Below are 2,452 nucleotides of genomic sequence, written 5' to 3'. Positions count from 1 at the left end.
GTCGGGTAGGACCGCCGCATTGCTGCGGCGATCCCCCCTCAGAACCGTGCGTGCACATCTCTATGCACACGGCTCAAGCTCACCCACGGGCGACTTCACTTTGTTATTGCCATCGAGCGCGTGGTGCTGCCGATGGCACGCAGCGTGTACGAGTCGGAGGTTGTTCTTGTCATCCGAGCCACCATTTTTCCGGTACACGAAGTGGTGCTTATGTAACGTCTTCTTCGTGGCCGCGAACCAGTTGATCCACTCTCGCGGGTTGTCCGGTTCGTACTCGGCTCCGGCAATAAGCGTCTGGTTACAGAGAGGACAGAGACCTTTCTGTTTCCACGCCAGGTTCAAGCTGATCTTGTCCATCGGCGGTGGCGCTTTCTTCTGACGGCGGTTCTCCCAGTAGTCGGTCAGAGCTGGGTCGTCTGGTGACGACTTACCCTTAACCATTACGTGGCGGATGATCTTTGTCCAGGCGAACTTCGGGAGATAGGCCCCGCTCACACGGTCACCAAACACCCACTTGTCATTTCTGGACTTGTCGAACCTGCCGAAGTACCGATTATATATCCAGTCCCTCGACTTCCTCCCGTGCCTCCTACGAGCCCATTCCCACAGAAGTCGCCACAGGTAGCGATCCAACCATGCGAATATCTTCGAGGAGACAGCTTTCCGATAGTAGGCCGACCACCCCCTGATGATCGGGGTGAGTGCGCGAAGTACACCAGCGGCGTTGCAACCATAGAGCGCCCTGACTTCCTCGCGCAGCCTTCTCCGGATTCTCTTGACGGCGTCCTTGCTCGGCTTGGTCAACAACGTTCCGCCGTAACGGCGGAGGCTGAATCCAAGGAAGTCGAATCCCTTTTCGTCCATATGAACGATGCGAGTCTTCTCCTCATTGAACCGCAGCCCTCTCGGCAGCAGCCATTCAGCCAGCTTCGCTTTGACCTGCTCCGCCTCTTCCTCGCTATGACACAGGGCCGCAAAGTCGTCGGCGTAGCGGACCAGGATTGGTGTCCGAGGAGCCGCCTTCGGATCGTATGACCCGGCCTTGGCCCCCCAGTACCTGCATCCAGCCGCCGTCTCCATCCCATGAAGAGCCACGTTCAGCAACAGAGGACTGATGACGCCGCCTTGTGGCGTGCCGTCTTCTGTCCGTTCGAATCGACCGTCTTCGACCACTCCAGCTTTGAGCCAACCCCGGATCATTTCCCTTCCCGGGAACTGCCCGATTGCCGCGATCAATCTCTCATGGTCGATCCGGTCAAACGCTGCCGCTAAATCCGCGTCCAGGACCCATAACCGCTTGGCCGTTTTCCTCGCTGTGGCTCCGAAGATGGCCTCAATCGCGTCATGGCATCCCCGGCCAGGCCGAAACCCATACGACCTGGCCTCGAAACGGGCCTCCCATTCGGGTTCCAACGCATTCTTGACGCGTGCCTGCATGGCCCGGTCGCGAATTGTCGGAATTCCGAGCGGTCGTTGTTTCCCGTTGCTCTTCGGGATATATACACGCCTGACCGGTCGAGCTTTCCAGAGTTCGGCTTGATGGACCTGCACCGCCAGATTCCATCGCGCCGTCGGCGTCAACGCTCTTTCCCTGTCCACCCCGGCGGTCTTGCGCCCAGTGCTCAGCTGCGACACCCTCCGCACGCTTGTCAGCGTGTTGGAATGGCTCCGCAACATGAGCTTCTGGAGGTTTCTGACCTTAGGCCAGTCCCCTTGTTCGGTCGCCTTGAAGATCCGCTGCCGCAGTCGTCGTACTTCCGCTTCCCGCTGATTCCAAACAATCTGATGCCAGCTTTGCGCGGCGTCCTCTGGTCCGTTCACCTCGCGGCGTCCAACTTGTCCTTCGGTTCCAATTCCCACGCAACCTCCCTCCAAAGGTTCACCAGGCCCACGTCTGCGCCCTTTCGGGCCGGGCACGAAGTCCCGTATCCGACGGGTTATACGGTCATCCCGCTTTCCCCTTACCTTTCGGTCGTCGGCTTTCGCTTTTTGGGCCTTCCTGTCCAGCCGGGGAGTTCCCCCTTCCTTACGGTTGGGCTACCAGCCAATTGGCTGGACCCCGACTGGGTTTCCACGTTCCGCACCGTCAAGATGCGACCGGTGAGGGCGCCTCCTCTGCCCCGTGGCCAGCGGTGTTCCCAGACCCCAGGACCGAACCCAGAGTCTCGCTCGACGCCTTTCAGCGTCCGGGCCATAACCGCCACTTCGTGCACAGCATCGTGCGGGCTACAGTGACGAGGCTTTATCGGAGGTTCACTTACGTTCGCCCTTCCGGTCTACCCCTCGGCCTGTCACGCCAGATGCCTTGGCGTTCTTGGGCCTTGAGCGCTCAGCTTCACACCCCGCCGTTGCCAGCGACGCATGTGAGCGTGGGGTCTGACCATGAACACTGGTCAGGGGCGGCCCCTTATCCGGGGTTCGCCCACTTGGGCAGTGCGACCTCGTGTCGCAC

At 60.2% G+C, this 2,452-nt stretch carries 1 protein-coding gene; it reads right to left on the bottom strand.

Annotated elements, in window-relative coordinates; all coding sequences use genetic code 11:
• Positions 1-60: 60 nt before the first annotated feature.
• On the bottom strand, positions 61-1,821 hold the full coding sequence (ltrA, locus tag ACT86A_RS27415; protein ID WP_445095117.1) for a group II intron reverse transcriptase/maturase: 1,761 nt from the start codon (positions 1,819-1,821) through the stop codon (positions 61-63).
• Between the last annotated feature and the right edge of the window lie 631 nt (positions 1,822-2,452).

Source organism: Nocardia glycosmidis, assembly GCF_052545115.1.
Note: the sequence above shows the minus strand (reverse complement) of the source record. Positions and strands in the feature narration are given on the sequence as shown.